The organism is Porphyromonas sp. (assembly GCF_030529325.1).
Lineage (GTDB): Bacteria > Bacteroidota > Bacteroidia > Bacteroidales > Porphyromonadaceae > Porphyromonas_A.
Genome location: NZ_JAUMXC010000009.1, coordinates 1 through 23592, shown reverse-complemented (window position 1 = coordinate 23592; position 23592 = coordinate 1). Strand labels below are relative to the sequence as shown.

Annotated in this window: 21 protein-coding genes and 1 pseudogene; 12 read left to right on the top strand and 10 right to left on the bottom strand. The window is 47.7% G+C overall.

Features of this window, described 5'->3' with window-relative positions; translation table 11 throughout:
* Window positions 1–26: 26 nt before the first annotated feature.
* From Q4A14_RS02625 to Q4A14_RS02585, 9 genes are all read right to left on the bottom strand, one after another.
* Window positions 27–704, bottom strand: coding sequence for a peptidylprolyl isomerase (locus Q4A14_RS02625; RefSeq protein WP_303169731.1), 678 nt, complete (start codon window positions 702–704; stop codon window positions 27–29).
* A 21-nt stretch (window positions 705–725) separates the two neighbouring features.
* Window positions 726–1499, bottom strand: a complete 774-nt coding sequence (locus Q4A14_RS02620; protein WP_303169730.1) for an RNA methyltransferase — start codon at window positions 1497–1499, stop codon at window positions 726–728.
* A gap of 17 nt (window positions 1500–1516) precedes the next feature.
* On the bottom strand, window positions 1517–2230 hold the full coding sequence (locus Q4A14_RS02615; RefSeq protein ID WP_303169728.1) for an HAD family phosphatase: 714 nt from the start codon (window positions 2228–2230) through the stop codon (window positions 1517–1519).
* Complete coding sequence (locus tag Q4A14_RS02610) at window positions 2230–2787, bottom strand: C40 family peptidase (RefSeq protein ID WP_303169726.1); 558 nt, start codon at window positions 2785–2787, stop codon at window positions 2230–2232. The genes Q4A14_RS02615 and Q4A14_RS02610 overlap by 1 nt, the downstream gene beginning before the upstream one ends.
* Window positions 2788–2922: 135 nt before the next feature.
* Window positions 2923–3174, bottom strand: a complete 252-nt coding sequence (gene rpmA / locus Q4A14_RS02605; protein WP_303169725.1) for a 50S ribosomal protein L27 — start codon at window positions 3172–3174, stop codon at window positions 2923–2925.
* Between the two features lie 40 nt (window positions 3175–3214).
* On the bottom strand, window positions 3215–3529 hold the full coding sequence (gene rplU, locus Q4A14_RS02600) for a 50S ribosomal protein L21 (RefSeq protein ID WP_303169724.1): 315 nt from the start codon (window positions 3527–3529) through the stop codon (window positions 3215–3217).
* Between the two features lie 310 nt (window positions 3530–3839).
* Window positions 3840–5879 (bottom strand): ATP-dependent zinc metalloprotease FtsH, encoded by a 2040-nt coding sequence (ftsH, locus tag Q4A14_RS02595; RefSeq protein ID WP_303169723.1) that lies wholly within the window; start codon window positions 5877–5879, stop codon window positions 3840–3842.
* A gap of 13 nt (window positions 5880–5892) precedes the next feature.
* Complete coding sequence (gene rsfS / locus Q4A14_RS02590) at window positions 5893–6258, bottom strand: ribosome silencing factor (RefSeq protein WP_303169721.1); 366 nt, start codon at window positions 6256–6258, stop codon at window positions 5893–5895.
* Between the two features lie 399 nt (window positions 6259–6657).
* On the bottom strand, window positions 6658–7644 hold the full coding sequence (locus Q4A14_RS02585; protein WP_303169720.1) for an acyltransferase: 987 nt from the start codon (window positions 7642–7644) through the stop codon (window positions 6658–6660).
* Between the two features lie 452 nt (window positions 7645–8096).
* Between Q4A14_RS02585 and Q4A14_RS02580 the strand changes: the two genes are divergently transcribed.
* The 12 genes from Q4A14_RS02580 to Q4A14_RS02525 all read left to right on the top strand — a co-directional run bounded on the left by Q4A14_RS02580 (window position 8097) and on the right by Q4A14_RS02525 (window position 23321).
* A complete protein-coding gene (locus Q4A14_RS02580; RefSeq protein WP_303169719.1) occupies window positions 8097–9344 on the top strand; it encodes an efflux RND transporter periplasmic adaptor subunit in 1248 nt (415 codons plus the stop codon).
* A gap of 12 nt (window positions 9345–9356) precedes the next feature.
* Complete coding sequence (locus tag Q4A14_RS02575; protein ID WP_303169718.1) at window positions 9357–10622, top strand: ABC transporter permease; 1266 nt, start codon at window positions 9357–9359, stop codon at window positions 10620–10622.
* On the top strand, window positions 10615–11877 hold the full coding sequence (locus Q4A14_RS02570; RefSeq protein WP_303169716.1) for an ABC transporter permease: 1263 nt from the start codon (window positions 10615–10617) through the stop codon (window positions 11875–11877). The genes Q4A14_RS02575 and Q4A14_RS02570 overlap by 8 nt, the downstream gene beginning before the upstream one ends.
* Before the next feature lie 13 nt (window positions 11878–11890).
* A complete protein-coding gene (locus Q4A14_RS02565; protein WP_303169714.1) occupies window positions 11891–13213 on the top strand; it encodes an ABC transporter permease in 1323 nt (440 codons plus the stop codon).
* A gap of 3 nt (window positions 13214–13216) precedes the next feature.
* A complete protein-coding gene (locus Q4A14_RS02560) occupies window positions 13217–14413 on the top strand; it encodes an ABC transporter permease (RefSeq protein ID WP_303169713.1) in 1197 nt (398 codons plus the stop codon).
* A 39-nt stretch (window positions 14414–14452) separates the two neighbouring features.
* Window positions 14453–15118 (top strand): ABC transporter ATP-binding protein, encoded by a 666-nt coding sequence (locus tag Q4A14_RS02555; protein ID WP_303169768.1) that lies wholly within the window; start codon window positions 14453–14455, stop codon window positions 15116–15118.
* A gap of 144 nt (window positions 15119–15262) precedes the next feature.
* The gene (locus tag Q4A14_RS02550; protein WP_303169711.1) at window positions 15263–16558 is read left to right on the top strand and encodes an ABC transporter permease; all 1296 of its coding nucleotides are present in this window, start codon (window positions 15263–15265) and stop codon (window positions 16556–16558) included.
* Window positions 16559–16566: 8 nt separating this feature from the next.
* On the top strand, window positions 16567–17817 hold the full coding sequence (locus Q4A14_RS02545) for an ABC transporter permease (protein ID WP_303169709.1): 1251 nt from the start codon (window positions 16567–16569) through the stop codon (window positions 17815–17817).
* A 21-nt stretch (window positions 17818–17838) separates the two neighbouring features.
* Entirely contained in the window at window positions 17839–19314 is a 1476-nt protein-coding gene (locus tag Q4A14_RS02540) for a TolC family protein (protein ID WP_303169708.1), read from the top strand.
* Between the two features lie 134 nt (window positions 19315–19448).
* Window positions 19449–20801 carry a sigma-54 dependent transcriptional regulator gene (locus tag Q4A14_RS02535; protein WP_303169706.1) on the top strand — a complete coding sequence of 451 codons (1353 nt, stop codon included), beginning with the start codon at window positions 19449–19451 and terminating at the stop codon, window positions 20799–20801.
* A gap of 32 nt (window positions 20802–20833) precedes the next feature.
* Entirely contained in the window at window positions 20834–22132 is a 1299-nt protein-coding gene (locus Q4A14_RS02530) for a PAS domain-containing sensor histidine kinase (RefSeq protein ID WP_303169705.1), read from the top strand.
* 106 nt (window positions 22133–22238) lie between these two features.
* Window positions 22239–23321 (top strand): DUF6624 domain-containing protein, encoded by a 1083-nt coding sequence (locus Q4A14_RS02525; protein WP_303169704.1) that lies wholly within the window; start codon window positions 22239–22241, stop codon window positions 23319–23321.
* A 121-nt stretch (window positions 23322–23442) separates the two neighbouring features.
* Here Q4A14_RS02525 and Q4A14_RS02520 read toward each other — a convergent pair.
* Window positions 23443–23592: pseudogene (locus Q4A14_RS02520) on the bottom strand (transposase); the annotation flags it as partial.

Genomic DNA, 23592 nt, shown 5'->3' with positions numbered 1-23592 from the left:
AAGATAGTGGAATTCTCCAAATATTTTTATTTCTCTATTATTTTGGCAGATTTGATATACACCGGTTTGATAGGCTGGTCTTCATCGTTTGTGTCGACATGCTGTATTTTGTCGATGACCTTGTCCCCCTTTACGATCTCCCCAAAGACGGTGTATTCTCCATCCAAGTGAGGTGCTCCTCCTTTTGACAAGTATATATCCTTTATCTCCTTGGGAAGAGGTAGCCCTTTCTTGACAAACGTCTTGTCTAACTCGTGATCAAGAAAAAATTTTCCTGTGACGATATAAAACTGAAACGAACTGGATTTTTTTTCCGGGTTCTCCCCATCTCCGACCCGGGCAGCTGCCAACGCGCCCTGCTTGTGAAAGAGGGTGGGGTACATAAATTCTGCTTCTATGGTCTCCTTGTAGCGTTCCTCCAATTCTTTTTTTGTTTCCTCATCTCCATTTAGGACATTTCCTCCTGCTTGGATCATGAAGCCATTGATTATTCTATGAAATATGATATTGTCATAACTTTTATTCGCAATGAGCTTCAGGAAATTGTCCCTATGCTTTGGTGTCTCATTGTATAGCTTGACTACGAATACCCCCTTGTTTGTCTTGAATTCGACCATGACCTCTTTGACCTTCGGTTGTTGAGCCAAAAGTGAAAGGGACGTAAAGAGTAAGATTGCGAATACGGGAAAGATTTTTCTAAGCATAACTTTATGGAGATAAATTATTTAGGTCAATCCTGTGAGTTTTGAAAGGATGATAGCTGCACTGATGCCTACGTTGAGAGAGTCCGTAGTGGATGATGGGGCAGCCGGGATGGAGTAGAAGTCTGTGCAGATGCTTTGGAGATCAGCAGAAATGCCATGACCCTCATTGCCGAAGAGTATGCAAGTGGGTTCGTTCGGATTATGCTGAGATATTTGATTGAGCGGTGTGCCTTCCATCTTTGTGCCACAGATCACTTTAAAATGTCTTGGGAGGATGTCTGTCAGATCTACATTCTCATGAACGATGACGGAGCCCAATGCTCCTGCTGTTGCCTGGACGACCTTGGGGTTGTAGATGTCTACACAGCCTGTTCCGCATAAAATATGGCGTATACCCAACCAATCACAGAGTCGGATGATGGTACCCATGTTGCCGGGATTTTGGATGGTGTCTAAGGCTACGTATAAGCCTTGGGGAGCTGAGAGTTGAGGAGAATCAGGAATCTTGTAAATAGTAATGATATCTTTTCCTCTATCTAAAGCTGAAAGCCGAGCCATTTCTTTATCATCGACGAGTCTAACCTTTTGTAGGTTAAAGGCGGAGTTGGATCTCAACAAATCCAATGTCTTTTCTGAAGTGACCAGGATAGCTTCTATTTCAAACAAGCTGATCGTCTCTTCTATAACTTTGATCCCTTCGGCGATGAACAAATGATGCAGTTCCCTATACTTTTTTACCTGTAGGGATGCATACAACTTGAGTTCTTTTTGTGATAACCGTTGAAGGGGTAGCATCGGATCAGTTTGACTTTTTATACGTTATCATAGTTTTGTGTCCACCAGTCCATGACGCTATCCATGTTTGGTAGCACAATATCTGCACCATTGTCATACAATACCTTTTCAGGTACGGGGCCTGTCATCACAGCCACAACAAAGGCGTGACTTTTGGCAGCAGCTTCAACTCCATAAGGTGCATTTTCGATGACCAAGGTATCTTTCGGGTCGGCATCAAATAGAGCCATCCCTTTTTGATAAGGTTCAGGCGCAGGCTTTCCATGCGTACAGTCATCGGCGGTGATCACATTGTTTAGGTCAATGTGGTCGGAAAAGAATGTTTTGATCCTGTCTAAAGCATTGCCCTTTGAGCTTCCTGTTACGACTCCGACCCTTATATCATTCCTTTTGAAATATTCTATGAGTTTGTCCACTCCCGGGATGAGGTTGATCTCGGCTTGTTCACGGAAGAGGCTGGTCTTGTGGTTGTAGACCTCATTTACGAATTCTTCCGGCGCATCTTTCCCATACTGTCTTTTGTATAGATGTTTGATGGTGTCACTCCCTTTTTGCCCTTCATAGAGATAAAACTCCTCTCTTGTGGCTTCCAAACCGTATGCCTTTGCAGTGGAATGCCATGAATCTGCATGGGCCGGCATGGTATCAAAAAGGACTCCATCCATGTCGAACAATACCAGGGACGGTCTCCTCTTAGGGCTGCTGATAAGCTTTTGGGGAGTCTTTTTCACTATTCTCTGATCCTGCCTGCTGAGAGATAATACCTGCTGTAGTAACTGTCACTCAGACGAGATATAGTCACACCTGTACGTGTCGCAGCGTGTACAAATAGTCCGTTCTTGAGATAAACCCCTACATGTGAGGCTGCTCCTCCTGTTCTGTTTCGGATATTGAAGAATACCAGATCTCCCTCTTTCAGGTCTTTTTTGGGGATAGTATGACTTCTTTCTCTTAACCCTTGAGCCGATGTCCGAGTTACATTGATCCCGTACACGTCTTTGTACAAGTGGTACACAAAGCCTGAACAATCTGTCCCGGCTTTAGTATAAGCTCCGTATCTATACGGCACTCTCAACCAGTCTTTTATAAATTCGTAAAGCGTCAGGTTGTCCTCTGCCGATACCGGGGTTTTTAGTTTGAACGAAAGATTCTTGATTTGCTTTTTTACCTCTAATGATGGTTGAGGCGGTAAGCACACACGATTCATCACCACAGGTTTGTTGACTCTGCAGGATGTGCTTCCCATCATCAGGAGCGTAAGTATTAGGATCAGTACTTTACGTTGCATGCTTATCCGATTGAATTTTTGAGCTTTTGTCTCTCTAAAAAGAGCAGTGGCGATGTCCCAATATTCTTTTCCGAAGGAGGACATCGCCACTGTTTAGCTTTATTGTTCTATTCGCTTTTTGTCGGATGTCCGATTTTAAGCTTGGATAGATACGTATGAGCGGTCATTTCTCTTGCGAGAGAACACCACCACGCCATCGATGAGGGCATATAGTGTGTGATCCTTACCCATACCTACGTTATCACCAGGATGGTGCTGAGTGCCACGCTGACGAACGATGATATTGCCCGCCTTTACTATTTCACCACCATATTTCTTAACGCCAAGTCGCTTGCTGTGTGATTCACGACCGTTCTTAGAACTACCAACACCTTTTTTATGTGCCATGATCCTTTGTCTTTTTTAGATTAAAAATATGAGTGATAGATTAACCAATAATTTCCTTGACTGCGAGTCTGGTGAACTGTTGGCGGTGCCCATTAAGTTTGCGATAGCCTTTTCTGCGCTTCTTGTGAAAAATAAGCACCTTGTCACCCTTTACAAGTGGATCAAGCACCTCGCATACAACTTTAGCCCCATCCACTACAGGAGAGCCTACTTTGACGCTACCATTGTCAAGGAGAAGAACTCTATCAAATTCGACAGTGTCTCCCTGAGCTACATTCTTAATGTGGTGGACAAATAGCTTTTGTCCGTTCTCGACCTTAAACTGTTGGCCTTGAATCTCTACGATTCCGTACATGATGTATTGTATATTTATCAAGTTAGTACCCTTTGGGTGGGCGCTTTTCGACACCTCTTATCAGACCCAGGTAGGAATAATTTGTGCAAAGGTAGTAATTTTTACCAGGTTTGTCAAGTCTTCCCCAAAACTTGACCTTGTATATCTTCCTGTATTTCGTTTCTTGAGCCCATCGCTTATATTGAAATCATGAGTTTCAGTTCATCTTTTTCTCTTTTTCATGGTGGTTTTAAAGAGGGGCATAAAAAATAAGTACAGATTTTATGGCCTTCTTCTCTTGGCTAAAATCTGTACTTATGTATTTTACACTTCAAAGAGGTTTGCTTAATAAATTTTCCGTTAAGGGCTTCTCTTCTGTCCTTTCAGGCTCTATAACCTCTTCCTTCTGAGTAGGCTCCAAGAGTTCTTCGGTACGGGATTTCCAAGGGCGTTTGCCGAGGATATTTTCTACATCTTCGGTGAAGATGACTTCCCTTTCGAAGAGCATATCCGAGATTTGTCGGTGACCATCTCTGTGGGTCGAGAGCAAATCCTTGGCACGAGCATACTGCTCGTTGATGATGCGAAGCACCTCTTCATCTATCTTACGGGCCGTCTCTTCACTGAAAGGCTTTGTGAATCCGTACTCCCCTTGGGTATCCTGATAGTTGATATTAGGGAGCTTGTCGCTCATGCCGAAGTAAGTTATCATGGCCTGTGCCATACGTGTTGCACGCTGTAGGTCATTTGCAGCACCTGTCGAGATGCGGCCCAATACCACTTCTTCGGCAGCACGACCACCCAGGATGGCACACATTTCATCGAGTATTTGCTCCGTCGTCGTGATCTGCCGTTCTTCGGGAAGGTACCATGCTGCACCGAGAGCACGCCCACGAGGTACTATGGTTACCTTTATGAGAGGGTTCGCATGTTCTAAGAGCCAAGATACCGTAGCATGCCCGGCTTCATGGATAGCGATGGCTTTTTTCTCTTCTTGTGTTGTTATCCTTGTCTTTTTTTCCAGACCGCCCACGATACGGTCGATGGCACTTGTGAAGTCATCCTTATCTATTGAGGGCTTGCCATTGCGAGCTGCGATGAGTGCAGCTTCGTTACATACGTTGGCTATGTCCGCACCTGAGAAGCCCGGGGTCTGTCTTGAGAGTAGATCCATATCCACCGACTTGTCCAACTTGAGGCGTCTCATGTGTACTTCAAATATTTCCTTACGTTCGTTGAGATCCGGCAGATCTACCTGTATCTGGCGATCAAAGCGTCCTGCACGGAGAAGAGCCTTGTCAAGGATGTCGACTCTATTGGTCGCAGCAAGGATGATAACTCCGCTATTGGTGTCGAAGCCGTCCATTTCTGTAAGGAGCTGATTGAGGGTGTTTTCTCGCTCATCATTGCCTCCGAATCCGGCATTCTTGCCTCTGGCACGACCGACCGCGTCGATCTCGTCGATGAAGACGATACATGGTGCTTTCTCTTTAGCCTGCTTAAAGAGGTCACGCACGCGAGATGCACCCACTCCGACGAACATCTCCACGAAGTCCGAGCCCGAGAGAGAGAAGAACGGCACATCGGCCTCTCCTGCGACAGCTTTTGCAAGCAAGGTTTTACCGGTCCCCGGAGGGCCTACAAGGAGAGCGCCCTTGGGGATCTTGCCACCAAGGTCAGTGTATGTTTTAGGTGCACGTAAAAAGTGTACAATCTCTTCGATCTCCTGCTTAGCGCCACTCAGACCGGCAACATCCTTGAACGTCACCTTTACCTTATTTTCTTTGTCAAAGAGTTGGGCTTTCGACTTGCCTACGTTGAAGACTCCTCCGCCGGCACCACCTCCTCCCGAAGACATCCTCCGAGTCATCCATACCCAGAATAATATGATGAGTAGGAATGGGATCACGTTCAAGAATATAGCCCAAAATGTATCCTTTTTATTGTCATACGAGACACGGGCTGTGATCTTTGGGTCACGTTCCAGGAGCTTTTGATAGATGTCATTGAATGCGGTGGTTCCGGGCATCTCCGTGCTCACAAGGGTGCGTGAGAGCAGTGCCTTCTGTGTCGACCTTACCCGAGGGATGGAGTCGTGTGCCGACACCCGGCTTTGAGGATCTTCTCGCACCTCACCCACGACGGTTCCTTTGGAGGTGTGTACGGTGATTTTGGAGAACTCATCGCGTTCCATCATCTGCTGAAATTCGCTCCAGTCCACAGGCTTCATCTCATCACCCCCAGGGAGGAAGAATAAGCTCCCGATGATGAGAAGCAGGATGATGTATAGCCACCCAAATCCAAACCTCGGCATCCCCGATTTCTTTGGATTTCTGTTGAGAGGGTTATTGTTCATGTTTTGGTTATCCATGTTCGGTTCTCAGTTATTCGTTTTCCAAGCGAGTTTGTTTGGCATCCGCCCAGAGCTGTTCGATGTTGTAAAACTCTCTCAGGGTAGGCACGAATACATGTACTACGACGTCGACATAGTCCATTGCCACCCATTCGCCACTCCCGATATGGGTGTGTAGGGGCTTCTCTCCCATTTGGATACGGGCGGTATCGAGGATTGAGTCTTGTATGGCTTCTACCTGTGTCGGGGTATTCCCTTCGGCGATGACCATATAGTTACAGATAGAATCATCGACATTCGCCATGTCAATGATCACGATGTTTTTACCTTTCTTCTCTTTGATACCCTCTACGATGCTATCGACGAGCGCTTTGGAGTTTGCAGTTGTTGTTTTCAAGTCGTTTCTGCGATTATTTTAGATTATGTAATCAGTAGTCATATTCAGCAAAAAGCGTGCCAGTCTCTCTTCGTGTCATCTCATGAGTTTTTTTGACACACGTATGACTAAAACAAGCAGAGAGGTGAAAGTGTTCGGTCATGCCTCTTAGAAGTTGAATATTTTTGGAAGCCTTTGTGTTAGTTTTGAAAGTGAAATTGTCAGGTACTTATACTATATAGTCTCATTTTGACTGAAGTGTACAGAGTTTACGTCAGACATTCAGACGCCTTAGAAGAGGGAATTGTATCAAGGTTGTAATGACATATCCCAATGTGCATGAGCTTTAATTTCATGATGGGGGATAGGAGGTTATGTCTTTTTCTCACACTCCAGGAACCCAGGGGCGTTTTTTGAGGCTTATTTACTTTTTGAGGAAAGTTCGAGTCCTTGCCATGAGAACTTTTCCCGAGTACCCCAGAAGAAGCGAGACAGACCGCTTCTATCGATCAGCCAAGCGATGGTGAAGCTACCCATCACGGTGAACACCACTGCAACGGCTGTAAAGAGCAGACCTGTGGGGTCGAAGGAGAGCACAGGAACGAGGGGCTTGGAGAGTAGGGTGAATATAGGAGAGAAGAGCAGGAGAGGGAGGGTATTTCGACCAACAAATTGGCTGATCCTCTTTGCTCTCTGGGATAGGTATGGATAGAGGGAGAGCAAGAAGCAGATAGCAAGGTAAGTGATAACTATCCCCGCAAAGGTCCCACGATTGAGGTTGCTTGGGAAATAGCAGAGGACAACGAGGGGGATGATGACCCATATGGTCGCATAAAAGACTTTGTCAAATCTCAGTCCTATCTGCCTGATCAATGCTCCGAGCATGAAGTACAAGGCATTGTCCACCGAGATTATACCTGTATGAGAGAGGGCATATAGGGCAATGATGACCCAGAAGGCACTGACGGCAAGGCATTCTCCGGCAAATCTGTCGATCAGATACCAAATGACATAGCATATAATAAGTGTGTGCAGATACCAGTATGGTCCTATCGGATGCAGGAATATCTTGTCTACTAGGAGTAGCGGTGTGAGGATATCTATGTGTTCGCGTATCGGGAGTATCGAAGCCATGAAGACATAGCCTGTCTCCATGATGGCATAGGGAATGAAGAGCCAAAGTAGTGAGTTTAGGACGGCTTTCGTATCCTTCTTTGTGTTCATCAAAAAGCCTGAGATCATCAAGAATCCCGACATATGGAAGGTGTAGACTATGGCCTTCAGATAGGGGTGTTTGTCACCTATGTACACCAAGTGAAAGATGATCATGAGGATGATCAAGAGGCTCTTGATGTAGTCGATCTCATCGGATCGCTTCCGGTCATGTATGGGCACTGGGAGGTCCATCGATTTTTGAGAATAAGGCCAATCGAATGCGAAAATAGCCAATGTCGGCGAAGAATACAATTTTTCTCTCTACCTTGTTTTTATCCCATTTGTAGAGAGGGAGAGTTTTCTTTTCCCTCGATTGTCCGGATAAGAAGTTATACAAGGGTCACAATCGATGTGCTTACCTTGACAAATCAAAGTGCCTACCTTTCGATCGCAAGGTAGGCACTTTGATTTATACCTGAATAATAAGGACATGCGCTCATGGTTTTACCCACTTTGAAAAGAGCTCCGTTTTCCAATATCGGTGTGCTCCCCAAGATATACTGTCCGCTTGAGAGTGTCCGTTATCGTACAAAAACGTACGATAACGGACAGTTGTGAAAAAGTGTTTGTGTTGATAGTCAGTTGGTTAATGTTTTTGGCACAGTGCTTGCACAAAGTTTGGCATAAAGAAACATTGTAACATTATGGACAGACAAATACCTAAAGAAACCCTTCGCAAGGAGAAGCGCCAAAGATGGATCAAGTACGGCAGTATTGCCCTTGGTTCGGTCGTTGTCGTGGCTGTGCTTATCTCGCTTATGCGTGAGACCATCAATGTCAAAGACCTCAGGGTCTCTTCCGTCGATCGTGGCACCATCGAGGTGTCGGTGAGCGCGTCGGGTAAGGTCGCTCCACTCTTTGAGGAGACGATCATTGCCCCTATCGCCAGTCGTATTGAAGAGGTCTATATGAGGGCCGGGGACTCCGTGGAGGTCGGTACGCCCCTTCTTCGCCTTGATCTCCAGAGTATAGAGACGGAGTACAACAAGATGTTGGATGAGCTCCGGATGCGTACCTACAAGCTCGAACAGCAACGCATCAAGAATAACAGCGCACTCAGCAATGCAGAGATGGAACTCAAGGTCAACGGCATGAAGATCGATAAGATGGAGGTCGAAGTGCGCAACGAGAAGTACCTCGATAGTATCGGTGCCGGTACGACAGACAAGGTGCGTGAGGTGCAACTGCGTTACGACGTGGCACGATTGGAGCAAGAGCAGGCTCATAAGAAGTTGGACAACGACCGTAGGATCGCCGATGCCGAGTTGCGTGTACAGGAGCTTGACCTTGCCATCTTTCGCAAGAGTCTTGCCGAGACCAAGCGTACCCTCGACGATGCCCGTATCCTTTCGCCACGAAAGGGGATACTCACCTTCATCAACAGTCAGGTGGGGACGACAGTTGGCCAAGGAACGGCGATTGCAATCCTCTCGGACTTGTCACACTTCCGTGTCGATGGAGAGATTGCAGACAGTTATGGTGACCGTGTTGCTGCGGGGAATAAGGTAGTGGTGAAGGTCGGACAGGACGAACTTTCGGGGCGTGTGAGCAGTGTCACACCTTTGTCCAAGAACGGTATCATCCAGTTTACTGTCCAACTTGATGAGGACGCTCACCCTCGTCTCCGTTCGGGGCTCAAGACCGATGTGTACGTGATGAATGCCGTCAAGGATGATGTCATCCGTATCAAGAACGGTTCTTATTACTCGGGCAAGGGGCATTACGAACTCTTTGTGATGAAAGGTGGCGAACTTGTCAAGCGCAAGGTCGAACTCGGGAACAGCAACTATGAGTTTGTCGAGGTGATCTCAGGTCTGGAGGAAGGCGAGGAAGTCGTTATCTCGGACATGAGCCAATACCGCAACAAGAACAAACTGAAGGTGTCAAAGTAAAATAACCATGATATGATACGACAATACCTGAGACAAGTAGCCCTGCTGTGGAGAGCTAATTCTCTCTTCAGCCTTATATCTGCCCTTGCTACGGCACTTACGATAGCTTTTGTGATGACATTGTACATGGTATATTCATTCAAGACGATGGATATTGCCCCTGAGATAAATCGTTCCAGGCTCTTGTATAGTTTGAGGGGATTTTCTTACCTCACCAAGGATCAGTCACAGATGCAGTCGGGACTTTCCGGCAAGGTGGCAAAGCAGATCTTCGGACAGCTCCAAGGGGCAGAGATCGTCAGCTATTGTGTCGATAAGGGCGAAGGGGCTGCCTACGTAGGCACGAGTGCCATTAATAGTGACAAGGCTGTCGTCAGTCCGGTGGATGATGCTTACTTCCGTATATTTCAGTTTGAGTTTTTGGCAGGGCAGGCTTTCACGGCAGAGCAAGCCCAAGCCGGTCGTCGTGAGTGTATCATCTCGGATCGTCTGGCGACAAAGCTCTATGGCACGATCGAAGCTCTGGGTAAGACCATCAGCATAAACTTCAGGGATTACAGAGTGGTTGGGATTGTGAAGGCGGTGAGTTCGTTTTTCAACCGTGCCTATAGCGATGTGTGGGTGACATTTGATCAGGATGATCTGAACTGGGCTCCCGGACGCTCCGAGGGCCTTTTGGGTAACTGTCAAGTCTTTGTGCTTGCCAAGCCCGGAGTATCGTTATCCGACCTGGAAAAGGAAATCGAAGCAAAGGTCGTGGAGGTGAACGATAATCTGAGAGAGTTTACTTTTGAGCTTACGATGAGGACACAGGCACAGTCCAGTTTCTTTGCAGGAGAGAAGACCAACCCTGTCAAGATATTTGTTTTTGCCATCCTTATTTTGCTCATCGTGCCTGCCATCAACATGACGGGACTACTCTCTACCCAAATGAAGAAGCGCCAGGCAGAGATAGGTGTCCGTAAGGCTTATGGTGCCACGAATGCCGAAATCACAGGTCAGCTCCTCTTTGAGAACTTGATGCTGACCCTCATTGGAGGCTTTGTGGGGTTATTGCTTTCGTTTGTAGTGATAGTCTTTTTCAAAAACCTGCTTCTTGCCGACATCATGACGATCAACGCCTTAGAGGCTTTTGATCTTCCTGTAGAGGCATTCTTCAGTCCCCGGCTTTTTGGCTGGATGTTGCTCTTCTGCATTCTTGTCAACCTCCTTTCCGCTGCTTTCCCTGTGTGGAAAGCCTCTCGTACGACCATTATACAAATCATCAAAGGTGAATAATATCATGTGGACAATAGCTCTAAAACAAATATGGAGAAATCGTAAGTCTAACTTTTGGCTTATCATCGAACTGCTGATAGTTTCCGTACTCCTTTGGTATTGTGTGGATTTTCTTTATGTCGTTGTGCGTAAGAATATCGAACCTGCAGGCATCAATACTGAGCACGTCTATCGTCTACGCTTGGGATACAACCCGACGGTGAGTATCAACAGGCAAGATCTCGACAGTGTTCAGTCTCAATGGGTCGCTCCTTTTGAGCATATCGTGAGGATGGTGGGCGAGTCCCCCTGTGTCGAGTGTGTGGCTTATTATGAGGGAAGTGAGCAGTTTTCAAACGGTGTCATCTTCCAAGGTTACACCGTGGATAGTGCAAAGGTGCATCGTGCCAATATACGTTATGTGAGTGAGGGCTATGATAAGGTGTTCAAGGTGACACCTCTTGCCGGAGCATTTTCGGAGTGGGAAAGAGGTCGTACACCCCTCAGTGCCGTTGTCTCTTATGACTTGGCAGACTCACTGTTCCACACCGCAGATGCTGTGGGGCACTCTTTCAGAGACTATTATGATCCCGCACTTTCCTCTCTAAAGGTAGTCGGAGTCTCCTCGTCGATGAAGTACGATACATACGGTGTATATGAGCCCATGATACATACCCCACTTGATATCCGTCGTTTTGCTTATGTCATCCCGATCATCGGAGTGAGGGTGAAGCCCGAGGCAGACACCGCCGGATTTGGGAAGCAGTTTGTCGAAGACATGAGAGAGCGACTAAACATCGGACCTTACTACTTGTTCAGTTTCGTTTCATACGACTTCAGAGCCGAAGTCTTCGATGCCGTCAATGGGGTGACGAAGTATATCCGTATCATTTCAAGCATGCTCATTTTCTTCGTCTTCATTGTTTTTCTTGGTATCCTTGGAACCTTTTGGTTTACTATGGAAAGTCGTCGAGGAGAGATCGGATTGCGTATGGCTCTCGGCTCTACACGTGTAGGGGTGCATAAGTATATTTTGATGGAGAGTGTGGTACTCTTTTCGATCGCCTTTGTGCCGGCCTTTTTTATCACAGCCAACCTCGCATTTTGGGACATGACCTTTACGCTTAACGATATGCTGGCATATACGTGGAACCGTTACTTTGTGACGATAGCTATTACAGGAGTGCTGATGTTAGGCATTACTGTCATCGGTGCGATGATCCCTGCCGATCGTGCATCCAAAGTCAACCCTGTCGAAGCTCTTCAAGACGAATAAAATCTTTACGACTATGATAAAACAGTACTTCAAACAGGCTTGGCAGCTTGTCAAGCAAAACAAACTTTTCAGCCTGATATACGTCGCCGGGACTGCACTCAGTATCTCTATGGTGATGTTTGTGGCGATTTTCTTCTTGCTCAAGAGCAGGAGTTATTATCCCGAGGAGGGGAGAGACAAGCTCTTCTACATCCAGCATATTGCTCTGACGCCGAAGGACACGACCAACAACAACTATCACAGTTCGCTGCTGTCACACAGGTTTGTCAAGGAAGTCGTGTACAGCCTCAAGACACCCAAGGCCGTGTCGGCAACGCTTATGGAATTTAAGAGCAGTTATCTCATAAAAGTAGGAGAAGGCACCGCCGACCGAAAGGTGTCAGTCAAGTACACCGATCCGGGATTTTGGGACGTTTATCAGTACAAGTTTGTGGAGGGCAAGCCCTTTTCACAGGCAGATTTTGAGTCAGGACTACCCTCTGCTGTTATCGTGAAGAGCCTTGCAAATAGGCTGTTTCCGGATGCTGAGGCTACGGGGCAACGCTTTGTCATGAACGGCAGAGATTACCGAGTGTCGGGAGTTGTGGAGGATGGGTCTTACCTGTTGGGGGCTTCTTTTGGTACGGTCTTCTTGCCATACACTCTTGTCTCAGGTTACGATAAGGCTGACGATGATGAGGGGATACTCGGCTTTTTCACAACAGTTATTCGCCTGAATAAATCTTCGGATGAGAAAGCATTGAGAGCGGAGATCAAGCAGACGGTCGCTCAACTTGAGGCACCGCTGATACACAATATCCACCTTGATGGTCAGCCCGAAAGCCCCCTGGTGCACTCTTTCAGACGGGGCAATAGAGGTGCCGACATGAAGGATATCATGTTCAAGACCTCAATTATCCTACTACTCGTCCTCCTTGTCCCGGCGATCAATTTGTCAGGACTAAACAGTAGCCAGATGGAAGGACGACTCCAAGAGATAGGGGTGCGCAAAGCCTTTGGTGCTCCTAACAGTGTACTCCTTGGCCAAGTATTGGTCGAAAACTTCCTGCTCACCCTCATCGGAGCCCTTTTGGGACTATTGGTCTCTTACTTGCTTATCACGTCATTTTCGGATATGCTTGTAGACAAACTATCTCTCTTTGCCTCCGATCTTGATACATTGACGAAGGACAATAAGAGTGTCACTTGGGGGATGCTTTTTGATCCTCTCATCTTTGTACTTACGGTCTTTTTTGCTCTCGTTGTCAATGTCCTTTCAGGGCTTGTACCAGCCTATCATTTTACGAAGAAGAGCATCACCTACTCACTCAGTGACAATCCCACAAATCATTACTAAGCCATGATACGACAGACACTCAAACAGATATGGACGCTACGCCGTCGCAATGCGTGGATCTTTGTAGAGATGCTCATCATCTTTGTCCTCAGTTCGATACTTCTGGACTACTTCTTCACGCTGGTACACAATCGGCTTCTTCCCGAAGGGTTTGATGACTCCGATACTTATATGGTCACTACGACTGATCTTGGTCGGGCAATGAATGGGGAAGGGGCAGAGGAGCACAATGCCATGATGACCAAGATGCGTGCTTTCCCGGGAGTCCTTCATGTCATGGAGACAGCAGACTGGGCACTATCCCCACACGTGGGGTCATACAACGGTGGAATGATCAGTAGAGACTCTGCAGATGTCGAAGAGCATCACTTGCAGTTCAAGAGGGTCGATAACAAAGAGTACTTCGACATCTTCATCACCCCCTCGGTGATCACAGGCAAGCCCGCACATCTCGATCTCAGCGACAATAGACAGTGTATCCTGACAGAAGGGATAGCCAAGAAGCTCTTCGGGGACGAATATCCTATCGGCAAGACCGTTTTCTTTCGTCGCTATTATCGTGTCGTGGACATCGTGCATGATCAGAAGCGTATGCCTTACATCGAACCCAGCGAAGTCATCTTTATCCCTGCCACCAAATCAGAGCCGGCGATACCATTGGTGAGCATCCGTGTCGGTGACAACTTCGACATCGAACGCTTCAGAGCCGAAGTCACCCCGGGCATACAGACTCCCAAAGAGATACAAGATGCCATGGCACACACCTTCGGGATCCTTACTGAAGAGCGTGTACGATCCGGAGTGATGGTATTTATGCTCTTCAACGTTGCCCTCAGTGTGATCGGCACATTCTGGTTCCTCAACCAAAAGCGTCGCAGCGAGATCGGTCTACGCATGGCACTCGGCTCGTCACGTCGCAAGGTGCAGGCACAGTTCATCATCGAGGCTCTACTCATCCTCTGCCTGGCCGCCATCCCTGCATTGCTTATCAATATCGGTATCTGTCAGGCAGATATTGTCCAAAATGACCTTTTGGGAGAAGAGTCAGTCCATTATATTACGGGCAACAAGTGGTGGCGTTTCGTCATCGCCAATGCCCTAACCTTCATCCTCCTTGGTGTAATCACTGCCCTGAGTGCTTGGATACCCGCACGCAAGGCCGCCACTCTCAATCCCGTGGAAGCCCTTAGAAACGAATAATAAACAACAATAATAAAAATACTTACAGACATGAAAAAGATCATTTCACTCGAACAGGTTCACAAGATTTACCGCACTGAAGAAATCGAGACCGTCGCGCTCGAAAATGTCAATCTCCAAGTCAATGAGGGCGAGTTCCTTGCCGTCATGGGACCTTCGGGTTGTGGCAAGTCTACCCTCCTCAATGTCATGGGTCTCCTCGACAATCCCACTTCCGGACGTGTCATCCTCAACGGCATCGAGACCGAGAAGATGAAGGACAAGGAGTTGGCAAAGTTCCGCAACGAAAACCTTGGCTTCGTCTTTCAGAGCTTCCACCTGATCAATTCGCTCAACGTCCTTGACAATGTCGAGTTGCCACTCCTCTACCGCAAGGTCAGTGCCGGCGAACGCCACAGACTCGCCAAAGAGGTACTCGAAAAGGTAGGCCTCTCTCACCGTATGCGCCACTTCCCGGCACAGCTCTCGGGGGGGCAGTGTCAGCGTGTGGCGATCGCTCGCGCCATCATCGGTAACCCCTCGATCATCCTCGCCGATGAGCCTACGGGTAATCTCGACTCGAAGATGGGAGCTGAAGTCATGGGGCTTCTCCATCAGCTCAACAAGGAAGACGGCCGTACCATTGTTATGGTGACCCACGATGAGGGTAAGGCCGAAGAGACTTCACGCATCGTTCGCTTCCTTGACGGGCGTCAAGTGTCATGATGTCACAAGGAGTTGCTCTTTGCCTTAACGGACGATCGTCTGTCGGACTTCGGACGGTCGTCCGATAGGCATCAGACGATCGTCCGATCATAGAGCTCTTTTCTCCGATTTGCTATCGGATGACAAACAAACGAAATTACAGCTATGATGATAAAAATATACTTCAAACAGACATGGCGACTGCTTAGGGAAAATCCTATCCTGAGCACCATCTCTATCCTTGGGACTGCTCTCGCCATATGTATGATCATGGTACTGGTCATGGCTTATGAGGTGAAAAATGCACCCTATGCTCCCGAGGTCAATCGTGATCGTATGCTCTATGTCAAGACGATGACGGCACTGCACAAGGAGGATCCCAGAGAGTCCAATTCTGCCAATGCCGCCCTCTCTTATACCTTGGCCAAGGAGTGTTTTAAGCCATTGAAGACACCCGAAGCAGTCTCGATAATCTCCTTTTTCTACGATCAGTATGCCATGACAGCGCAGGTCGGGAGCGATGACTTGCAGAGGTTCGATAAGATGTTGGTGGACGAGGTCTTCTGGGACATCTTTGACTTCTCCTTCATTGATGGAAAGCCCTTTACCAAGGCCGATGTAGATGCAGGGCTTCCTCGTGCGGTCATCTCGGAGACGGTGGCACGCAAGGTCTTTGGCTCGACAGCCGTCACAGGGAAGACCATCGTCATCAACCTTACCGAACACCTCATTTCGGGTGTGGTGCGGGATGTGCCCCCACTGGCGACAGCGGCTTATGCTCAGATCTGGACACCTATACATAAGGGGGTATTGCCTTCCGATTTCATCTCCAATATCAATGGTGTGTGTTCGGTCTTGATCTTAGCAAAGTCATCCAAGGACTTCGACAAGATACGTGAGGAAGCTGAGGTTTTGAGGCTCAAGCACAATGATGCCCAGCCCGAGTACATAGCTTATTATAGAGAGCAGCCGGACAACCACTTTACTTTCCTACACCGTGAGGCTGCCAACGTTACTCCGGATGTCGCAAGTGTCAAGAGGCAATACGCCATCCTCATCGCCCTTCTGCTCATTGTCCCTGCCATCAATCTCTCGGGGATGACGACTTCACGGATGCGTAAGCGTCTCTCAGAGCTCGGTGTGCGTCGTGCTTTCGGAGCCAAGCGTAGCGACCTCCTCTCGCAGGTCCTTGGGGAGAGCCTTGTGCAGACATTGCTCGGAGGGCTGATAGGGATCTTCTTATCATTCGTGGCCTCTTACGCTTTTGCCGACATCATCTACGGAGGTCGGGAGATGGCAGGCAAGATGGGAGGTATATTGATCTCTCCTTTCGCCCTGCTCAGCCCCATGGTCTTCGTGTATGCCATCCTCTTTTGCTTGGTGCTCAACCTGCTGTCGGCTCTTTACCCGGCATGGCGCACTTCTCGCCAACCTATTGTCCAATCTCTCCTCTCCAAATGATTTGCCCTATGATCAAGCATATATTTACCATACTCTGGAATGAACGTAAGCAAAATATTGCCTTGTGGTTGGAGCTCATCGTCGTCTCTGCATTTTTGTGGTACATCGGAGATACGGTATACTACACTGTGAGAAATTATCTCAAGCCCTTGGGCTTCGACGTGGAGCATACTTATGAGATGAGACTCGGACTGCTCTCTGCCGACCATAAGTCGTATATCCCCGATCTCTCCGTGGATGAGCAGGCTGTATATCTGTCTACCATCCTCGAACGTGTCCAAAATAACCCTATGATAGAGGCTGCAAGCTATTCTTTCATGACAAGACCTTACAATGGCGAAAATCAGTCCATTGTCTGTTTTCGAGATACCTTGAGAACACGACACTCTGTACTTTTTCGCAGGTCGAGCCTTAACTTTTTCATGGTCTTCAAGTACAAGACAGAGAGTGGCAGTACGGACGAGCTGGTACACGCCTCTGAGAGGGGCGAACTGGTCATCTCGACAGTCGTAAGGGATGATCTATTCCCTGACGGAGAGGATTGTATCGGGAAGAAGATATACCTCAATGATGAAGATTCTGTGGGTTATCGAGTGGGAGCAGTCTCTCAAGATGTCCGATATGGCGACTATCACAGGTGGTCAGACTACATCAATTACCCGATGAAAGGGAATATTTACAAGGGTTTTGTCAGCGTGCCTGAGTGGCTCGAACTCTGTGTGCGAGTCAAACCCGAACAAGATCGAGACTTCATCGCGCGTTTTCGCAAGGAGATGTCCCAACAGTTACGCCTCGGTAATTATTACCTCAACACCATCGACTACATGCCCGATGTACGGGATGCCTTTCAGAAGAGTTCCGAAAACGACCTCAAGGAGAAACTTTTTGTGATCCTCTTCTTGCTCATCAATATCTTTCTGGGCGTTACGGGCGTGTTTTGGTTCAGGACCCAACAACGCAAGATGGAGATAGGACTACGTATAGCTTTGGGAGATATGCCAAAGAAGGTGCTCGGGAAGTTTTTCATCGAAGGGGTGATGCTCTTGTTGCTCGCCTTGATCCCCGTGATGATCCTCTTTGTTTTTCTCTTTCAGCAAGAAGTCTTGAATAGTTACTTCATGGATCTTGACGTGCATAGGTACTTTGCAGGTCTTGGGATAACGTTTGTGCTACTCCTTATTATGATCCTCCTCGGGGTGTGGTTCCCTGCTCGCAGAGCGGTGAATCTATCTCCGGCGGAGACCCTAAGAGACGAATAACCCCTCAAATACTTTGAAACGATGACGAGACTGATTAATACTTTCTTTATTCTTTTGGTAGCTATGGGACTGCAAGCGTCGGCACAGGAAGTGCTGACCTTGCCCCAAGCTATCGAGTTGGCACGACGACAGTCTGTCGATGCTGCTGTGGCACTCAACCAATTGAAGACTTCCTACTGGGAGTATCGCACTTATCGTGCTGACCTACTCCCCGAAGTGAGCCTCAAGGGGACTTTGCCTGACTATAGCCGTGGCTTCAATCTCTATCAAAATGAAGATGGGTCGTACAAGTTTGTGCGTAACAACCTCCTCCGTATGTCGGGAGATCTCTCCATAGAGCAAAACATCCCGTTCACCGGTGGTAAGGTGTCGATCAATTCCTCTTTACAATACATCGATCCACTCAGTACTGCCGGGGCGAACCGCTACTTCATGAGCGTACCAGTGGGGGTTACGCTGACTCAACCCATATTCGGTACCAATCACCTCAAATGGCGTGGGCGGATAGAGCCTATCAAGTACAAGGAGGCAAAGGCGGCTTATATCGAGAATGTGGAGCAACTCACACTCCGTACCATCACCTACTACTTCGAACTCCTATTGGCAAAGGAGAACCTCAACATCGCAAGACAAAACAAAAAGAATGCCGACCGCATCGCAGAGATCGCCGAGGCACGCAGGGAGATGGGCCAGATATCTCACAACGAGCTTCTTCAGCTCAAACTCTCTGCTCTCAAGGCTGCTTCAGCTCTGACGAAGGAGGAGGCAACTCTTAATGCAGCGATGTTTCGCCTGCGATCGTTCCTCTCCCTCTCAGAGACCGAAGATATAGAGGCGGCGGTACCCGAGATGATGACTTACCCTGTCATCACCTATGAGGATGTATTGCAGAAAGCCCATGAAAATAATCCTTTGGCTCAGAACATACGTCGTCGCCAGCTCGAAGCAGACTATGAGGTCGCCAAAGCTAAAGGAGACCGACAGGAGATCAACTTCTTCGCCTCGTTTGGCTATACCGGTCAAGATCAGGATTGCCGCACTGCATATCAGCAGCTCATGGACAACCAGATTGTGCAGGTCGGTCTGCGGATCCCTCTCGTCGACTGGGGAAAGCGTAAAGGCAAAGTAATAGTGGCGGAGTCCAACCGCAGTGTCATCGAGTCTCGTCTCAAACAGGCACAGATGGACTTCAACCAAAATATCTTCCTCCTCGTCCAGCAATACAACAACCAAACTGAACAGCTCCGCATCGCTCGCGAAGCCGACGAGATTGCTCGCCAACGCTACGAGACCTCTGTGGAGTCTTTCATGATCGGCAAGATCAATACCCTTGATCTCAACGATGCTCAGCTCTCCAAGGACAATGCCCATGTGAAGTATATATCTGAGATGCACCTCTACTGGTACTATCTCTATCAACTTCGCAGCATCACCCTCTATGACTATGAGCATGGGATGGCACTCGATGCCGAGATAGAACAGCTCATCAGGCAGTAAAGAGGGGGATACAAATGTACAACGGTATGTAGGTATCTTCGCCGATTGGCATCGGGTGGAAACATGAAAGTATTGTCTTACTGTCTTTTCCTACACGAAAAAGTATAACTTTGTAAAAAAGCAATAAACACATCATGATACTCATCATAGACGATGATGCTGCGGTAAGATCTTCGCTCACCCTCATGCTCAAGCGTGCAGGGTATGAGTCACATTCGGTGCCCGGTCCCGAGGCTGCGATCGACTTCGTGCGCTCACAGTCTCCCGATCTCATGCTTATGGATATGAACTTCTCTCTCTCCACGAAGGGTGCTGAGGGACTCGAATTGCTCCGTAAGGTGCAGATCTTCTGTCCTCAGGTGCCTGTGATACTCATGACGGCATGGGGTTCTATCTCCCTCGCCGTGCAAGGGATGCAGTTGGGGGCTTTTGACTTCATCACCAAGCCGTGGGACAATCGTCAGTTGCTCAAGTCCGTCGAGACCGCTCTGGAGCTCAGAGGACGCAGGCGACAAGTCGATATCCCTACCTCTCGTCGAGAAATAGACGAGCGATACGACTTTGGAGGGATCATCGGGCGTTCGGAGGCTTTGACGAAGGTGCTGTCGACCGTCGCAAGGATCGCGAATACCAACGCTTCTGTCCTCATCACGGGCGAAAGTGGCACAGGCAAAGAACTTATAGCCGAAGCCATCCACCGCAACAGTCGTCGTAAGGCCGACCGCTTCGTCAAAGTCAATCTTGGTGGGCTCTCTCAGAGTCTCTTTGAGAGTGAAATGTTCGGGCACAAAAAGGGGGCCTTCACCGACGCCGGAGCAGATAGGGTGGGGAGGTTCGAACTCGCAGATAAGGGGACGATATTTTTGGACGAAATAGGGGAGCTCGGTCTCACTTGTCAGGTCAAGCTGTTGAGGGTGCTGCAGGACCAGACTTTCGAGCCCCTTGGGGACAGTCATCCTCGCAAAGTCGATGTCCGTGTCGTGAGTGCAACGAATGCCAATCTCGCACAGATGGTGCAGGACAAGACTTTCCGTGAAGACCTTTTCTACCGTATCAACCTCATACAGATCTATCTCCCTGCCCTTCGTGAGCGAAGGGAGGATATCCCCCTGCTTGCACAGTTCTTCGCAGACAGACAAGTCGAGGCTCTCGGTCAGTCGAGGGTTAACTTTGCTCCCAATGCGCTCGAACTCCTTGAGCGTCTCCCTTTTCCGGGTAATATTCGTGAACTCAAAAATCTCATCGACCGTACGATATTGATCTCTGCGACTTCTTCGATCACGGCCAAAGACATCGAAGCGCAGATCATCGACACCGTGCCTGCCGAGGCTGCTCCTCCGGGGCGTGATGTGAAGCTCGAAGATCTCGAAGCTCAGGCTATCCGTACTGCCATAGAGAGGCACAATGGCAACCTCTCCAAGGCCGCAAAGTCGCTTGGCATCAGTCGTGCTGCTCTCTATCGCCGAATGGAGAAACATGGGCTTTAGGGGAGACCGATGACACATAAAAGGAACAGACCATGAAACTGCGTAACTACTTTGTCCTCCTTCTCCTCCTTCTCCTGCCTCTCATGGGCTTTTTTGTCTATCATGCTGTACGTACGGGGGCAAGGTGGGCGATCGTGGCGGAGATATTGGCCATCGTGGTCTGTGTCTATCTTATCGTCTTCTATCGCCGTGTGGTGCGACCGCTTCAGACGATCAATAGCGGTATGGATCTCTTGCACGAACAGGATTTTAGTTCTCGTCTCCGCAGCGTCGGACAGTATGAGGCTGACAAGGTCGTTGATATCTTCAACCGGATGATGCTTGAACTGAAAAACGAAAGGCTCAAACTGCGCGAACAAAATGAGTTTCTCGATCTCCTCATCAAAGCTTCGCCCATGGGGGTCATTGTCCTCAACTATGACCAAGAGATCGAACAGATCAATCCCTCTGCACGCAGGATACTCCTACTGGAGCAGCCCGAGACAGTCATAGGTAAACGCTTGACGGACGTCAAGGAACTTATATCTATCGACCTTTCCACCATCCCTCTGCATGCCACGGAGGTCCGCACACTTCAAGATGGTACTATATATAAATGTACAGCGGAGACATTTATCGATAGAGGATTTTATCGATCTTTTTACTTGATTGAGAGCTTGACCGAAGAGCTCCGACAGGCGGAGAAGAAGGCCTACGAAAAGGTCATCCGTATGATCTCTCATGAGGTCAACAATACGACTGCCGTCATCATCTCGACCCTTGACACGATGGGGCAGATCCTCTCTGAAAGAGAGGGAGATGAGGATCTCCAAGAGGCTGCTCACGTGTGTGTGGAGCGTTGTATGTCGATGAGCAAGTTCATCACCAACTTTGCCGATGTCGTCAAGATCCCGGATGCCGAGCTCATCCCCCTTTCTCTCAATGAGCGGATAGAGAGCCTCAAGCTCTTCATGGAGGTCATGTGTCATCCCCACGACATCCGTCTGCACTATGCCCTGAGCAAAGACTTCCCACACTTACCCGTTGATACAAGTCTCATGGATCAGGTCTTTCTTAACATCATTAAAAATGCAGTCGAAAGCATCGGCGAAGATGGCGATATCTATATCTCCACAGATACTGCAACCAAATCCATCACCATCGCCGATACGGGCAAGGGTATAGCCAAAGAGGTCGAGGGTAAGATATTCAGTCCCTTCTTCTCCACCAAGCCCACAGGTCAAGGCATCGGGCTCCTCTTCATCCGCGAAGTCCTCAAGCAGCACCACTGCGACTACTCCCTCAAGACCTACCCCGACGGCCTCACCCGCTTTGTCATCACGTTCAAGTGAGTAGCTCTGCACCAAAAGAGTGATATCTTTTATCAAGAGTGCTCTGTATGGTTAAGGAAATTGTTTTTATATTTGAGGGGGCGTCGAAAAGTGATATTTTTCGGACATGTTAAAATCTCACCATTCTCATGATCAAAATATTTACTTCTTACTTCTTAATTTTTCACTTCAAATGAAAACAAGACAAACGTACTTCTTCTTACTCATACCGCTTTATATTGCGTCCTTTTGTTGTTCTTCGTTTGCACATGGACAAAATACAGCCAAGGATTCTTTGGTAAATATTAGTTTGAAGTACTTAAGGCAGAATGATAAAGAAATGTTTCGTGCAACTTATTCTCAACTCTTCGTACATTATGCATTAGAGTCAGAGGGCATAGATATGAAGAGAATGTTAGAAAGGAATGACAAGGATTCTCTTTGCTTCTACTTGAACTTGCTTATGAAAGATCGTAGTATCGATGCTTTGTGTTATCGCGTACTAACAGATGGCAAGTATAAGAAGGTTTTTTCTGAACTTCCTTGTAAAGATCTTTGCAAGAAGTGGGTAGATTCAGTTTCAATGGTTCCGGATGCACAGTTGAGAGATGAGCTTTGGGATATAATGTTCAGAGATCAAGGTATACGTGCTCTTTTCATTGCATTGCCCCCTAATACCTCAGACTCTATTAGAAAAAAAGTGCGTGGGGAAATTCTGTCAATTGATGGGCAAAATACTGATAGAGTAATGCAAATACTCGATATTTCAGGAAAATGGCCCGGTAAAACTTTAATTGGTGAAATGGCCGATCAATCTTTATGGTTGTGTTTGCAACACGCCGATCAAAAGCCTGAAGTGGCGAAGAAATATTTGCCAATGCTTCATGAGGCTGTGATGCAAAAACGCTCAGACCCTATGTATTATGCGTACTTGTTTGATAGGATTAGAATGAATGAGGGAAAAGAACAACTATATGGTACTCAGGTATATCAGAAAACGCTTGAAGGAGGAAAGGTGAAATGCTTTGTTGTGCCTATTGAGGATGTCGAGGAAGTCGATAAGCGTCGCATGGAAATGGGAATGGAGAGTATCAGTGATTACCTCAAAGGGATGGGGATGACATGGAGCTTACAGGAATACAAAAAAACGTTGGAACAAAATTGGATGTACTACAGATTAAGGAGTAAGCCTCAGAATATAGGTAGTTAATCAAAATTTTGATTCAGATAAGTTATAGGTGGGGTAACGAAAACTCCTCAAAAGATGCGTCTTTTGAGTTTTCAGAACAGCCTCTCATCTTATCGACAAAGAGTTGGTCAAAAAGACTTTGGGAGATGTATCCTCTATCTCCGACGAGTTTACCGAAAAGCTTCTTGGTAAAGTATAGTGTTCTTAAGAGGTTCTCTGTCATCGCAATTGCCCGGAGTGATTTGATATTTGATGATTTCTCCCTTGTCATTGATGACAATGTGTAGCTTAA

Bases quoted from the DNA above. Each gene is read 5' to 3' on its own strand.
- Q4A14_RS02575 (WP_303169718.1), top strand. From the start codon at position 9,357: ATGATACGACAATACCTGAGACAAGTAGCCCTGCTGTGGAGAGCTAAT.
- Q4A14_RS02560 (WP_303169713.1), top strand. From the start codon at position 13,217: ATGATACGACAGACACTCAAACAGATATGGACGCTACGCCGTCGCAAT.
- Q4A14_RS02540 (WP_303169708.1), top strand. From the start codon at position 17,839: ATGACGAGACTGATTAATACTTTCTTTATTCTTTTGGTAGCTATGGGA.
- Q4A14_RS02625 (WP_303169731.1), bottom strand. From the start codon at position 704: ATGCTTAGAAAAATCTTTCCCGTATTCGCAATCTTACTCTTTACGTCC.
- Q4A14_RS02580 (WP_303169719.1), top strand. From the start codon at position 8,097: ATGGACAGACAAATACCTAAAGAAACCCTTCGCAAGGAGAAGCGCCAA.
- Q4A14_RS02585 (WP_303169720.1), bottom strand. From the start codon at position 7,644: ATGGACCTCCCAGTGCCCATACATGACCGGAAGCGATCCGATGAGATC.
- rplU (WP_303169724.1), bottom strand. From the start codon at position 3,529: ATGTACGGAATCGTAGAGATTCAAGGCCAACAGTTTAAGGTCGAGAAC.
- Q4A14_RS02530 (WP_303169705.1), top strand. From the start codon at position 20,834: ATGAAACTGCGTAACTACTTTGTCCTCCTTCTCCTCCTTCTCCTGCCT.
- Q4A14_RS02545 (WP_303169709.1), top strand. From the start codon at position 16,567: ATGATCAAGCATATATTTACCATACTCTGGAATGAACGTAAGCAAAAT.
- ftsH (WP_303169723.1), bottom strand. From the start codon at position 5,879: ATGGATAACCAAAACATGAACAATAACCCTCTCAACAGAAATCCAAAG.
- rpmA (WP_303169725.1), bottom strand. From the start codon at position 3,174: ATGGCACATAAAAAAGGTGTTGGTAGTTCTAAGAACGGTCGTGAATCA.
- Q4A14_RS02550 (WP_303169711.1), top strand. From the start codon at position 15,263: ATGATGATAAAAATATACTTCAAACAGACATGGCGACTGCTTAGGGAA.
- Q4A14_RS02535 (WP_303169706.1), top strand. From the start codon at position 19,449: ATGATACTCATCATAGACGATGATGCTGCGGTAAGATCTTCGCTCACC.
- Q4A14_RS02610 (WP_303169726.1), bottom strand. From the start codon at position 2,787: ATGCAACGTAAAGTACTGATCCTAATACTTACGCTCCTGATGATGGGA.
- Q4A14_RS02565 (WP_303169714.1), top strand. From the start codon at position 11,891: ATGATAAAACAGTACTTCAAACAGGCTTGGCAGCTTGTCAAGCAAAAC.
- Q4A14_RS02620 (WP_303169730.1), bottom strand. From the start codon at position 1,499: ATGCTACCCCTTCAACGGTTATCACAAAAAGAACTCAAGTTGTATGCA.
- Q4A14_RS02525 (WP_303169704.1), top strand. From the start codon at position 22,239: ATGTTAAAATCTCACCATTCTCATGATCAAAATATTTACTTCTTACTT.